Origin of the sequence: Desulfovibrio sp. ZJ746 (assembly GCF_011039155.1) — a bacterium.
GTDB lineage: Bacteria > Desulfobacterota > Desulfovibrionia > Desulfovibrionales > Desulfovibrionaceae > Desulfovibrio.
Window position 1 is genome coordinate 563,986 of sequence record NZ_JAAKEK010000001.1, and the last position, 13,069, is coordinate 577,054.

Genomic DNA, 13,069 nt, shown 5'->3' on the forward strand with positions numbered 1-13,069 from the left:
GGCCGAGATTCGGATGAGTTGGGCACAGCCGGAGGGCTCACATGCACCTCAATGACGGTAATCTAAATATCCCGGTTTTGGAAGCGGGGGCGCCAGCGCCCTTCAAGCTGCAAACCAATTATGCCCCCATGGGCGACCAGCCGCAGGCCATCGCCGAGCTCGCCGCCAATATCCGCGCCGGCGTGCCGGCGCAGGTATTGCTCGGCGTCACGGGCTCCGGCAAGACCTTCAGCATGGCCAATGTCATCGCCGCCTGCCACCGGCCCTCGCTCGTGCTCGCGCCCAACAAGACGCTGGCGGCCCAGCTCTACAACGAATTCCGCGAGCTCTTCCCGCACAATGCGGTGGAATATTTCGTCAGCTATTACGACTATTACCAGCCCGAAGCCTATGTGCCGGCGTCTGACACCTATATCGAGAAAGATTCTTCCATCAACGACAATATCGACAAGCTGCGCCACGCGGCCACGCATGCCCTGCTCACGCGGCGCGATGTCATCATCGTGGCCTCGGTCTCCTGCATCTACGGCCTGGGCTCGCCGGAATATTACGCCAAGATGGTGGTGCCCGTGGAAGTGGGCCAGCACTTTCCCATGGACGAGCTCATCAGCCGCCTTGTGGAGGTGCACTACGAGCGCAATGACGTGGACTTCCACCGCGGCACCTTCCGCGTGCGCGGCGACGCGCTGGAGATCATCCCGGCCTATCACCACGAGCGGGCGCTCAGGCTGGAATATTTCGGGGACGAGATCGAGTCCCTGCGCGAGATCGACCCGCTCACCGGCGAGACGCTGGCCGAGATCGGCAAGACAGTGCTCTACCCCGCGAGCCACTTCGTTTCCGCGCAGGACAATCTTCACCGCGCGGCCAACGACATCCGCACGGAGCTCGCGGAGCGCCTCGCGTGGTTCAAGTCCCAGGGCAAGCTCGTGGAGGCGCAGCGCCTCGAGCAGCGCACCCAGCTCGACCTCGAGATGCTGGAGGAGCTCGGCTACTGCAACGGCATCGAAAACTACACGCGCCACCTTGACGGCCGCCGGCCCGGCGAGGCGCCCTCCTGCCTGCTCAACTATTTTCCCAAGGATTTTCTCCTGTTTGTGGACGAGTCGCACATCACGGTCCCGCAGGTAGGGGGGATGTTCAAGGGCGACCGCTCGCGCAAGCAGACCCTCGTGGACTACGGCTTCCGCCTGCCCTCGGCGCTGGACAACCGGCCGCTCCAGTTCAACGAGTTCACCGGCCTCCTCAACCAGGTGGTCTATGTGTCGGCAACACCGGGACGCTATGAGCTCGACCAGGCACAGGGCGTGGTGGCCGAGCAAATCATCCGGCCCACGGGCCTTGTGGACCCGGAGGTGGAGGTGCGCCCGGTCAAGGGCCAGATGGAAGACCTGCTCGCAGAGTGCCGCGCCCGCGTCTCGGCCGGGGAGCGCGTGCTCGTGACCACGCTCACCAAGCGCATGGCCGAGGACCTTACGGAATACTGCTGCAACATGGGCGTCCGCGCGCGCTACCTGCATTCGGACATCGACACGCTGGAGCGCCTGCAGATCATCAAGGCCCTGCGCATGGGTGAATTCGACGTGCTCGTGGGCATCAACCTCCTGCGCGAGGGACTGGATATCCCCGAAGTTTCGCTGGTCTGCATCCTCGATGCGGACAAGGAGGGCTTTCTCCGCTCCACGGGCTCGCTCATCCAGACCTTTGGCCGCGCGGCCCGCAACGCCAAGGGCAAGGTCATCCTCTATGCGGACACGGTGACGGCCTCCATGCGCGCCGCCATGGACGAGACGGAGCGGCGCAGAACCAAGCAGATCGCCTTCAACGAGGAGCATGGCATCACCCCGCGCAGCACCACGAAAAGCCTTGAATCGCCGCTGGACTCGCTGTATGTGGAGAACGAGCCCGGCAAGCCCAGGAGCCGCGGGCGCGGCAAGGCCAAGGCCGCCGAGGACGAGGTGCCGCTGACCGCCGAGGCCGTGGCCGCGCTCGTGCAGAAGCTGGAAAAGGAAATGCGCCAGGCCGCCAAGGATCTCGAATTTGAGCAGGCCGCCCAGTTGCGGGACCGCATCCGCGCACTGCGCACCCGGCTTATCGCCCTCCCGGAGTGAAAAGGTACCCATGACGGACGACACCCGGCCCCCCGCTAACGAACCCCGGCAGCCCGAAAAGGGGGACGCCGCCCCGCCGGAACCCGTGCTCCGGCGCGCGCGCTTTCTCGCCTCCGAGCTCGCGCGCCACAACCATCTGTACCATACGCTGGACGCGCCGGAAATCAGCGACGACGCCTATGACGCGCTCTATAACGAGCTCGCGGAGCTGGAGCGTCGCTGGCCCGGGATTACCGGCGCAGATTCGCCCACGGCCAAGGTGGGCGGCAAGTTGCTGGACGGCCTTGCCAAGGAGCGCCACCGCCAGCGCATGTACGGGCTCGACAATGTGTTTTCCGCCGAGGAATGGCGCGACTTCGCCGAGCGCATGCGCCGCGCCTGGGACGAGGCCCTCAACGGCCCGCTGCCGCTGGACTTCTGGTGCGACCCCAAGCTCGATGGCCTCGCCGTGGAGCTCGTCTATGAAAACGGGCGCCTCGTGCGCGCCCTGACCCGGGGCGACGGCGAGACGGGCGAGGTCGTCACCGAGGCAGTACGTACCATGGCGAGCGTGCCGCAGGCGCTGGCCGGGGAGGGCGTGGCACCAGCGCTTCTGGAAGTGCGGGGCGAGGCCGTCATGTTCCGCGAGGATTTTGACCGGCTCAACGCAAGGCAGGAAGCGCTCGGCCTCAAGACCTTCGCCAACCCGCGCAACGTCGCAGCGGGCAGCCTGCGGCAGCTCGATCTTTCCGTCACCGAATCCCGGCCCCTGCGCTTTCTCGCCTACAGCTTGGGCTCGACGGAGTGGGGCGCGTGTGCCCCCTGCCGCACGCAGAGCGAGCTCATGGCCCGGCTCACGGCCTGGGGTTTCCTCACGCCGCCCGACGGGCGCCTTTGCGCCGGCCTCGAACAGGTGGTGGACTATGCGGAATGGGTGCGCGCCCATCGCACGGACTTCCCCATGGAGATCGACGGCGCCGTGGCCAAGCTCGACCTTTTGGAGGGCCAGCGGGTGCTCGGCTTCACGGCCCGGGCGCCGCGCTTTGCCGTGGCCTTCAAGTTCCCGGCCATCCAGGCCGAGACCAAGTTGCTCGCCATCGAGATTCAGGTGGGCAGGACGGGCGCGCTCACCCCTGTGGCCATATTGGAGCCCGTAGCCGTGGGCGGGGTGATGGTTTCCCGCGCGACCCTGCACAATGAGGACGAGATCCATGCCCGTGACGTGCGCGTGGGGGACACGGTCATCGTGCAGCGCGCCGGCGATGTCATCCCGGAAGTTGTGGGCTCTGTGCCCGCCAAGCGGCCGCCCGGCACGGAGCCCTTCCATTTTCCGCACAAGTGCCCTGCCTGCGGGCAGCCCGTGCACCGCGAGCCCGACGAGGCGGCGTGGCGCTGTGACAACCTCGCCTGCCCGGCCAGGCGCCTGCGCGCCATCACGCACTTTGTCTCCAAGGCAGGGCTTGACATCCAGGGCGTGGGCCAAAAGTGGGTGGAACAACTGGTACAGGCCGGGCGGGTGCAGTCCCCGGCGGATCTCTTCACCCTGAACGAGGCCGCCCTCCTCGGGTTTGACCGCATGGGCGAGACCCTTGCGCGAAAATTCCTCGCCGCGCTGGACACGGCGCGGACAACGGCCAGTCTTGCGCGCCTCATTTGCGCGCTTGGCATCCGCCATGTGGGCGAGCAGACCGCGCGCATGCTTGCAACGCGCTTCCGCGATTTGGACGAACTTGCGGCCGCTTCCACCGACACCCTCCTGGAGCTCCCCGATGTGGGGCCGGAAGTGGCGGCGTCCATCAGGTATTTTTTTGAGACCCCGGCCAACCGCATCGTGATCGAGCGCCTGCGCGAGCTCGGCCTGTGGCCGGTGTCGGCCGGGGCTGCCCTCGCTGAGCCAGCCGCGAAAAAGGAAACGCCACTTTCCGGCAAGACCATCCTGTTCACCGGCACCATCTTCCTGCCGCGGGGCCGCGCGCAGGCGCTGGCCGAGGCCGCCGGCGCCATCCCCGTAAGCTCGGTGAGCAAAAAGCTCGACTATCTCGTTGCCGGCGAAAAGCCGGGCAGCAAGCTCGCCAAGGCCGAGTCCCTCGGCATCACCGTGCTCGACGGCGAGGCTTTTCGGCGGCTTTTGGCCGAATCAGGGATAAAAATTCCCGAGGAAGAACTTAAAGAATAACATGAAATAGTGGAAATTTACTCAAGGAGTCCGCTGAGATATGCAGGAAAAGACGTGCATCATCATTGTGGGGGCTGCCGGCCGCATGGGCAGGACCATCCGCCGCCTTGCGGAGGATGCAGGGGATTTCGTCATCGCGGGCCTTGTGGACCGGGAGGAAAGCCTCGCCGGCCTTGAGGCGGGCGGCGTGCCCGTGAGCGCAAGCCTCGAGGCTCTTGGCGCGCAGGCTGCCGAGGCCGTTGCCATCGACTTCACCGCGCCGGACGCGAGCATGGCGACGGCGGCCATGGCGGCCGTTCTCGGCGTGCCGCTCGTCATCGGCACCACCGGCTTCAGCGGGGCGCAAAAGGCGCAGTTGCGGGAGCTCGCCCAAAAAACGCCGCTCTTCTGGTCGGCCAACATGAGCGTGGGCATCAATGTGCTCATGCGGCTTTTGCCCGAGCTCGCGCGCGCCCTCGGGCCGGCCTATGACATGGAAATGGTGGAGATCCACCATGGGCGCAAGAAGGACGCCCCCAGCGGCACGGCCCTGGCGCTCGGCGAAAAGCTTGCGGAGGCCCGCGGCTGGGAGCTCCCTGAGGTGCGCTGCTCCGCCCGTGACGGCATCATCGGCGCGCGCCCGCAAAAGGAGATCGGCATCCAGGCCATGCGCGGCGGGGATGTGGTGGGCGTCCACACCGTGTATTTTCTCGGGCCCGGCGAGCGCATCGAGGTAACGCATGAGGCCCACTCCCGCGAGAATTTCGCCGGCGGCGCCCTGCGCGCGGCCCGCTGGCTCTCGGGCCGCAAGCCGGGCAGGCTCTACTCCATGGAAGACACCTTTGACCTGCAGGGCGATGGGCAGCGCTAAGCCCCGCGCCGGTGCCGGCCCCACCTTCGGGGAACAGGTGCTGGCCTTCAACGCGGGGCTTTCTTTCGACGCGCCGCTGCCCCCGGGCATCGAGGTGATGAACCCGTTTCAGGGCAGCCCCTGCGCGCTTGCAGCCTCGGCGGCATTTTACCGCAAGTATTATGCCGACCACCGGGAGCGGCACATCATCCTCGGCATCAATCCCGGCCGCTTCGGCGCGGGCCTCACGGGCGTGCCCTTCACCGACCCCAAGCGGCTTGCCAGCGCGTGTGGCATCCATATCGCCGCCTGCGCGCCGGCGCACGAGCCGTCAAGCGTGTTCGTTTATGAAGTCATCGACGCCATGGGCGGCCCGGAGGCTTTTTACCGCGACTGGTATATCAACTCCATCTGTCCCCTGGGCTTCGTGCGCGTGGACGCCAGGGGCCGGAAGAAGAATTACAACTATTACGATGACCGGCGCCTTGAAGAGGCCGCCACGCCCTTCATGGTGGAATGCCTGCGGCGCCAGCTCGCCTGCGGCATCCGCAGGGATGTGTGCTATTGCCTCGGCACGGGCAAGAACGCGGCCTTCATCGAGCGCCTGAACGCGGAGCACGGCTTCTTCGGGCGCGTGGTTCCGCTGGAGCACCCCCGTTACGTCATGCAGTACAAGAGCAAGGAACTCGGCGCCTATGTGCGCAAATATGTCACCCTGCTGGGCGAAGCCGCCGGAGCGGCCCCGGTGCCCTGAAAAAGGGAGGAGCAAGCAATGGATGAACTGGTCTTTCTTGGCATTTGCGGCAGCCTCAGGCGCGCCTCGCGCAACATGGGGCTCTTGCGCAAGGCGCAGGAGCTGATGCCCGCTGGCAGCCGGCTCGAGGTCGCGGATATTCACGACCTGCCGTTCTACAACGAGGACATCGCCAAGCCCGAGAGCGTGCGGCGCCTTGTGGACGAGGCCGAAAAGGCCGACGGCTTTCTCTTCGCCTCGCCCGAGTACAACTATTCGCTCGCGCCGGCCCTCAAGAACGCGCTGGACTGGCTCTCGCGCGAGCCGGGCCTCAAGCCTTTCGCCGGCAAGCCGGCCGCCATCGTGGGCGCCGGCGGCGGCATGGGCACCTGCCGCAGCCAGGCGCACCTGCGCCAGGTCTGCGTCTATCTTGACCTGCACCTCATCAACAAGCCGGAATTCTTTTCCAACGCGTTCTCGCCGGCCTTTGACGCCGCCGGGAACCTTGTGGACGCGGAACTCACGAAAAGGCTGGGGGAACTCCTCCAGGCGCTGGTGGACTGGGCCCGGGTGCTGAAAAAGGGGCGCGCATAGACCCCGGAGCTCCGCCCAGGGGAAGAGCCCATGGAAGAAGCCCGCTATCCCTCAGTCATCCTCGATGACACCGAGTATGAAGACGAGGCCATCCTCCCGCAGCGCCGCAAGGAGGCCGCGGCGCTGCCCCCCCTGCTCGCCAGCGCGCGGGCTCTGGCGGAAGGGGATTTCCCGGCATCGCGGCAGGAGATCTTCCTCAGGCAGGGGCGCCTGCTCGCCGACTATGCGGACGATTACCGCTACACGGGCGACCCTGTCCGCTACTATCCCACCTACCAGTCGCTCACGGATGAAGAGCTGCGCGGCTATTTCAGCTGGCGCCCGAAGGTGCGCGCGAGGCAGGTGGAATACGCGCCACTGACCTTCATTTTTCTCTACATTTATGAACTCATCAACTGCATCGGCGTTGAAAGCGCGGAAGAAGCCTATGAGCAGCTTCTCTTCCTGAAGCGCAGCTATTCCACCTTCGGCTGGGCCGTCAGCGCCTATCTTGACAGGTGGATCCCGGATTTTGTCGTTTACTATGATCTTGCCCCCGCGCTGCTCGCGGACTCTACGGAAAAAGTGTATAATCGGTGCATCCATGTCCTGGAGAACATGGATCAGGAGCCGCGCGAGAGCGTACTCGACGCGGTAAAGCAGATCGCGCCCAAATGGCTCGGCCGCTCCCGCTTTTACGCCGCGCATTTTGAAGACATGGACGAGGTGATATATACGGTCTTGAAAGGCATGGCCGCGCATTATGCGGCAGGCTGCAAGCGCAGCCTTGTTGACCAGCTTTTCGGCGCGCGGCTGCCCGGGCATATGCACATCTTCAGCCAGGCCATCTTTTGCAATCCCCTCGGTCGGAAAAATTACCAATATACCGTTGACGGGATGTGCGTCTACAGTTGCGAGAATGGCATCTGGACCTCGAAGTGGCGCCCTGTCACCTCCCGTTCGGGCCGCAAGCTGGAGGCCGTGCTCAAGACCATCGACCAGATGATGCGCGAGGAATACGCCTTCGGCCATCCCATCAAGGGCGATATTTCCCACCGCTGGATACTCAAGCTCATCACCGAGACCACGCAGGCCCTGCTTGCCAAAAAGGCGGAGGCGGAAAAGAATCGCATCCGCATAGATTTCAGCCTGTTGAACAAGATCCGCTCGGATGCGGACATCATCCGCGAAAAACTGGTCACAGAGGATGATGTGGAGCCGGACGCGCCCGCCATGGCTCCGCCGCCGGAAGCCGCAACCCCGCCGGCGGCAGCGCCCGCGGGCCTTCCCCAGCTTAGCGGGCCCGAGGCGCGCTTCCTCGCCTGCCAGCTTCAGGGGGGCGATACCGGCTGGCTCAGGGTGGAGGGGCTGATGCCCTCGGTGCTCGCAGACGCCATCAATGAAAAGCTCTATGACCTTTTTGGCGACACGGTCCTGGACGCGGATGGGCGCCCCGTGGCCGACTATGTGGATGAGCTGAAGGAGATGCTGTCTATATGACAATACCCCGGCGTATCGCCCAGACCCTTGTCAATTCGCTGAAAGGCGGCGTTGTGCCCCGCGTGGGGCTGCCGTATGTGACGGTGGGCCGCAAGGAAGAGATTGAGGCACTCTTGCGCGATGTGGACATCATCGCCGAGGGCGGCGCCGCGTTCCGCTTCATTTGCGGCAAGTACGGGAGCGGCAAGAGCTTCTTGCTCCAGACCATCCGCAACCATGTGCTCGCCAAGAATTTCGTGGTGCTGGATGCCGACCTCTCGCCGGAGCGGCGCCTGCAGGGCACGCGCGGGCAGGGGCTCGCCACCTACAAGGAGCTCATCGCCAACATGTCCACCAAGACGCGGCCCGAGGGCGGCGCGCTCTCGCTGGTGCTCGACCGCTGGATAAACAATGTCCAGCAGGAAGCGGCCATGGAGGCCGGGCTCAGCGTCACCGACCCGGGCGTGGGGCCGCTGGTGGAAAAGAAGATCGCGTCCATCATGGCCTCGCTCAATGAAATGGTGCACGGTTTTGACTTCGCGCGGCTGCTGACCCTCTATTACCAGGCCCATATCAGCGGCGACGAGGTGACGAAGGCCCGGGTGCTGAAGTGGTTTCGCGGCGAATACGCCACCAAGACGGAGGCGCGCCAGGACCTCGGCGTGAACATCATCATCACCGATGACGACTGGTACGACTACCTGAAGCTCTTTGCCTCCTTCCTCAGGCAGGCCGGGTATGCGGGCATGCTGGTGCTCATCGACGAGCTCGTCAACATCTTCAAGGTGCCCAATGCCATCACGCGCCAATACAACTATGAAAAGATCCTGACCATGTACAACGATACCATGCAGGGCCGCGCGAGCCATATGGGCATCATCCTCTGCACCACGCCGCAGGCGCTGGAGGACCCCCGGCGCGGGGTCTACAGTTACGAGGCCCTGCGTTCCCGGCTGGCCGAGGGGCGCTTTGCCGGCGGCCACAAGGACCTGCTCTCCCCGGTCATCCGCCTGCAGGCGCTGACGCAGGAAGAAATGCTCGTCCTCGTGGAAAAGCTCGCCGACATCCATGCGGGCCTCTACGGCTACACGCGCGGCATCAGCCAGGAAGACCTCGTGACATTTATTGAAATCGAATACGGGCGCATCGGCGCCGACGAGCACATCACGCCGCGCGAGATCATCCGCGATTTCATCGAGGTGCTGGACATCCTCTACCAGAACCCGAAGACCGACGTGCGGGAACTTTTGGGCAGCGACGCCTTCATCTTTGCCAAGAATGCCGTGGAAGAAGCCCCGACGGCCGAGCAGTTCGCCGAATTTGAGGTGTAGGAGGCCGCACGATGGGAATTTTTGAGCGCTACGCGCCGTTCGTGCAGGACTACATCTACAGGAACCGCTGGGAGAACCTGCGCGCCATCCAGGTGGCTTCCGCCAATGCCATTTTCAATACCGACGACAATGTGCTGCTTTCGGCCTCCACGGCCTCCGGCAAGACGGAAGCCGCGTTCTTCCCCATCATCACGCTGTTTGCCGAAAATCCTCCCACCTCCGTTGGCTGCCTCTATATCGGGCCGCTCAAGGCGCTGATAAACGACCAGTTCATGCGCCTGACGGACTTGTGCGACCAGGCCGGCATCCCGGTGTGGCACTGGCATGGCGATGTGGCCCAGACCCACAAAAGCCGGCTCATGAAGCGGCCTTCGGGCATCCTCCAGATCACCCCGGAATCCCTTGAAGCCCTCCTCCTGCACAAACATGCCGCCATCCCGAAACTATTTGGCGACCTGCGCTTCGTGGTCATCGACGAGATCCACTCCCTGCTGCGGGGCGACCGCGGCGGCCAGACCCTTTGCCTCATCGAAAGGCTGGGGCGTCTCGCCGGCGTCAACCCGCGGCGCATCGGCCTGTCCGCCACCATCGGCGAGCCGGCGCGGACGGGCGAGCTTTTGTCGTCCGGCACGGGAAGGCGCACCATCATCCCAAAAATCGATGCCAAGGGCATGAAATGGCGCCTGAGCATGGAACATTTTTACATGAAGGAGGAAAGTTCCGAGAGCGAAGCCGCCGATATCGACGCCCTGCCTGTGCTGGAGGAAAAGACGGATACCGCCCCGCCCAGCGCGGACCCGGGCCTCGGCTATATATTCGAGCATACCGCCGGGAAAAAGTGCCTCGTGTTTTCCAACTCGCGTGAGGAGTGCGAGGCCGTGACCTCCACCCTGCGCCAGTATTGCGAGCTGAGGAACGAGCCTGACCGCTTCCTCATCCATCATGGCAATCTTTCCTCCTCCTACCGCGAGACCGCCGAGGAGGTGATGAAGGACGACGCCCAGTGCATGACCACCGTCACCACATCCACGCTGGAGCTCGGCATCGACATCGGGCGGCTGGAACGGGCCTTCCAGATCGATGCCCCGTGGACAGTCTCCTCCTTCCTGCAGCGCATGGGGCGCACCGGGCGCCGGGAGCTGCCGCCGGAAATGTGGTTCGTCATGCGCGAGGACGAGCCGGACGCCCGCGCCCTGCTGCCCGCGACCATCCCGTGGAAATTGCTGCAGGGCATCGCCATCGTCCAGCTCTACATGGAAGAGCGCTGGGTTGAGCCCCCCCGGCTCGACAGGCTCCCCTACAGCCTGCTCTACCACCAGACCATGGCGACCTTGGCCTCCACCGGCGAAATGGCGCCCAAGAACCTGGCGGAAAAGGTGCTTTCGCTGAGCTATTTTCACCGCGTGAGCCAGGACGACTACAAAGTGCTGCTCAAGCACCTGCTGAAGCATGAGCACCTGCAAAAAACCGAGCAGGGCGGCCTCATCATCGGCCTCAACGGCGAGAAGATCATCAATTCCTACAAGTTTTACGGGGTATTCAAGGAAAATGAGGAATACACCGTGCGCTGCGAAACGCAGGAGCTGGGCACCATCGTCTCGCCGCCGCCCATCGGCGAAAAGATCGCCATCGCCGGCCATGTGTGGACGGTGCTCGATGTGGACCACAAGCGGCACCTCGTGTATTGCGAGCAGGTGAAGGGCAAGATCCCCGCGTATTTCGGCCTCTGCGCCGGCGACCTGCATACCCGCATCGTGCAGCGCATGCGCGGGGTGCTTCAGGAGGACGGCAGCTATCCCTATTTGATGAAAAACGCGGTGAAAAGGCTCGAAACCGCGCGCATAGCCGCCCGCAACGGCGGCATGGACGTGAACCCCCTCGTGAATCTCGGGGGCAACATGTGGTGCCTCACACCATGGCTCGGCACCTATCCCTTCATCACGCTGGAGCGCATCCTGCGCCTCAAGTGCGCCGAGAGCCTGGGCCTCAGGAACCTGGACACCGCCCGCCCCTTTTATATGCAGTTCAACATGGATGCCGATGAGAATGGCTTTTTTGAAATCCTGAAGGCGGAACTCGCCAAGGACATCGAGCCCATGGAACTCGTCTATCCCAACGAGTTGCCGCTGTTTGACAAATATGACGAATTCCTGCCGCCGGAGCTGGTGTGCAAGGGCTTTGCCCATGGCGTGCTGGATGTGGAAAAAGTGCGAAACACTGTGGCCCGCTGGGGCTGAAAGAGGGCGGCGGCCCCGCAGGGCGCCGACGCGCCCCTGACGGGGCGCCATGACCGGGCGGCTTCTTCACCAGCCGTCACACGGGCTTCAAGTTGTGCTTGAACTTTTTTGCCGGTCAGGCCTTCTCCTCGGCTGCGCCCGGGCTTTCTGGCTTTTCCCGGTTCTTGTTGCGCAGCATGTCGCCCGCCACCACGATGCCCCGCATGCCCGCGTCGCCCGCCTGCCGGGCCAGCTCTTCCAGTGGCGTGTCGCGCGAGGTGCAGACCTTGAGCAACATGGGCATGTTGACGCCCGTCACCACCTCAACCCTGTGGTTGCCGAGCAGCGAGAGCGCGAGATTGGCGGGCGTGCCGCCGAACATGTCGGTGAGGATGATGACCCCGGCGCCCTTGTCCAGCCTTTGCGCGGCGTCCTCAAGGCGGCGTACGGTCTCGGAAACTTCATGTGCCGCATCAACACTGATGGAACTGCAATCGCTGACGGGCCCGAGGATGAACTCCGCCGTGCGCAAAATCGCCGAACCGTAATCCCCGTGTGAAACGATGATGATCCCCACCTGCGGGGAGGAGTCTTGCTCTGGCATATCAAGCCTCGAATGGCGTCGGCCTTTTGCTCTCAGCCGAGTTCAAGATGTCGGTGCTCAAGCGAAACGGGATAGCCCGCCTGGCGCACACCCTGCGCCAGGTGTTCCGCCATGGCGACGGAACGGTGCCGGCCGCCGGTGCAACCAAGCGCGATGGTCACCCGGTAGCGCCCCTCGCCCTCCATGAGCGGCAGGAGAAAGAGCAGCAGGTCCAGCAGCTTGGCCCCGTACTCCCTTGCCTCCGGCGAGGAGAAAACATAGTCGGCCACCGGCTTGTCCTTGCCGCTCAGGGGGCGCAGGTCTTCCACAAAATAGGGATTGGGCAGGAAGCGGAGGTCGAAGACCATGTCCGCTTCATGCGGGATGCCGTACTTGAAGCCGAAAGACATGATGTTGACGCGCAGGGAGCGCCCCGAGCCGGACTCGCTGCTCCAGCGCTTCTGGATGGCGCGCCTGAGGTCGTGGATGGAAAAGCGCGAGGTGTCGAGAACGAGGTCCGCCATGCCGCGCAGAGGCTCCAGGCGCTCGCGTTCCGCACGGAGCGCCGCCTCGAGCCCCATGCCCTCGCGTTCCAGCGGATGCGGCCGGCGCGTGGCTGCATAGCGGCGCATGAGCGTCTTGTCGTCCGCCTCGAGAAAAAGCAACTGCGGGCGGATGCCCATGCGCGCGAGCTCGCTAAGCGCGGCATGGAGTTCTTCGGGAAAATTGCCCTGGCGGATGTCCATGCCGAGGGCGATCCCCTTGAAATGCCGCATGGAGTCGCGTTGCATCATGGCCGCCATTTCCGGAGCCAGGCTGGCAGGGAGGCCGTCCACGGCAAGGTACCGCAGGTCTTCAAAAACGCGCAGGGCGGTGCTTTTACCGGCGCCGGAAAGGCCCGTCACGATGCTGACCCGGGGGCTCTCCCCGCAGGGTACGGAGGGGCCCGGTGCGGGCGCCGAGGCCGTGGCCTTGGCCGCGTCTTCAGGAACGGAACGGGGCATGGCAGTCCTCCCCGTTATGCCGGCCCGCGGGCGAACTGCGGGCCGGCGGGCACCA

At 64.5% G+C, this 13,069-nt stretch carries 10 protein-coding genes; 8 read left to right on the top strand and 2 right to left on the bottom strand.

The features are described from left to right. Window positions 1-41 precede the first annotated feature (41 nt). Genes uvrB through G7Y54_RS02595 form a run of 8 tightly spaced genes read left to right on the top strand, consistent with a single transcriptional unit; the run spans window position 42 to window position 11,448 of the window. Window positions 42-2,111 carry an excinuclease ABC subunit UvrB gene (gene uvrB / locus G7Y54_RS02560; RefSeq protein ID WP_165076864.1) on the top strand — a complete coding sequence of 690 codons (2,070 nt, stop codon included), beginning with the start codon at window positions 42-44 and terminating at the stop codon, window positions 2,109-2,111. A 10-nt stretch (window positions 2,112-2,121) separates the two neighbouring features. Beyond that, the gene (gene ligA / locus G7Y54_RS02565; RefSeq protein WP_165076866.1) at window positions 2,122-4,266 is read left to right on the top strand and encodes an NAD-dependent DNA ligase LigA; all 2,145 of its coding nucleotides are present in this window, start codon (window positions 2,122-2,124) and stop codon (window positions 4,264-4,266) included. 40 nt (window positions 4,267-4,306) lie between these two features. Further along, window positions 4,307-5,116 carry a 4-hydroxy-tetrahydrodipicolinate reductase gene (gene dapB / locus G7Y54_RS02570; protein ID WP_165076869.1) on the top strand — a complete coding sequence of 270 codons (810 nt, stop codon included), beginning with the start codon at window positions 4,307-4,309 and terminating at the stop codon, window positions 5,114-5,116. Then, window positions 5,103-5,849: a uracil-DNA glycosylase family protein gene (locus tag G7Y54_RS02575; protein ID WP_165080166.1), complete on the top strand. Its 747-nt coding sequence runs from the start codon at window positions 5,103-5,105 to the stop codon at window positions 5,847-5,849. Before dapB ends, G7Y54_RS02575 begins: the two co-directional genes overlap by 14 nt. 18 nt (window positions 5,850-5,867) lie before the next feature. Then, the gene (locus G7Y54_RS02580; RefSeq protein ID WP_165076873.1) at window positions 5,868-6,422 is read left to right on the top strand and encodes an NADPH-dependent FMN reductase; all 555 of its coding nucleotides are present in this window, start codon (window positions 5,868-5,870) and stop codon (window positions 6,420-6,422) included. 30 nt (window positions 6,423-6,452) lie between these two features. Further along, entirely contained in the window at window positions 6,453-7,901 is a 1,449-nt protein-coding gene (locus G7Y54_RS02585; RefSeq protein ID WP_165076875.1) for a TerB N-terminal domain-containing protein, read from the top strand. Further along, window positions 7,898-9,211, top strand: a complete 1,314-nt coding sequence (locus tag G7Y54_RS02590; RefSeq protein ID WP_165076877.1) for an ATP-binding protein — start codon at window positions 7,898-7,900, stop codon at window positions 9,209-9,211. The genes G7Y54_RS02585 and G7Y54_RS02590 overlap by 4 nt, the downstream gene beginning before the upstream one ends. A gap of 11 nt (window positions 9,212-9,222) precedes the next feature. After that, window positions 9,223-11,448, top strand: coding sequence for a DEAD/DEAH box helicase (locus G7Y54_RS02595; protein WP_165076879.1), 2,226 nt, complete (start codon window positions 9,223-9,225; stop codon window positions 11,446-11,448). A gap of 115 nt (window positions 11,449-11,563) precedes the next feature. Here G7Y54_RS02595 and G7Y54_RS02600 read toward each other — a convergent pair whose 3' ends face one another. Next, entirely contained in the window at window positions 11,564-12,031 is a 468-nt protein-coding gene (locus G7Y54_RS02600) for a PTS sugar transporter subunit IIA (protein WP_165076881.1), read from the bottom strand. Window positions 12,032-12,063: 32 nt separating this feature from the next. After that, window positions 12,064-13,014, bottom strand: a complete 951-nt coding sequence (gene rapZ, locus G7Y54_RS02605) for an RNase adapter RapZ (RefSeq protein WP_165076883.1) — start codon at window positions 13,012-13,014, stop codon at window positions 12,064-12,066. Between the last annotated feature and the right edge of the window lie 55 nt (window positions 13,015-13,069).